Annotated in this window: 1 tRNA gene; it reads left to right on the forward strand. The window is 49.3% G+C overall.

What is annotated here, in order from left to right:
* The first annotated feature begins 1 nt into the window (after position 1).
* Positions 2–77: transfer RNA gene (locus NA330_RS23285), tRNA-Glu, on the forward strand.
* Positions 78–225: the final 148 nt, after the last annotated feature.

The following is a 225-nucleotide window of genomic DNA, read 5'->3' on the forward strand; positions in this document are numbered from 1 at the left end:
TGTCCCCTTCGTCTAGAGGCCCAGGACACCGCCCTTTCACGGCGGTAACAGGGGTTCGAATCCCCTAGGGGACGCCAGCGTTCAAACTGATGAGGTCAAACCTCCAGGGGACGCCACTTGCTGGTTTGTGAGTGAAAGTCACCTGCCTTAATATCTCAAAACTGACTTACGAGTCACGTTTGAGATATTTGCTCTTTAAAAATCTGGATCAAGCTGAAAATTGAA

Origin of the sequence: Salmonella sp. NW722 (genome assembly GCF_051702785.1) — a bacterium.
GTDB lineage: Bacteria > Pseudomonadota > Gammaproteobacteria > Enterobacterales > Enterobacteriaceae > Salmonella > Salmonella enterica.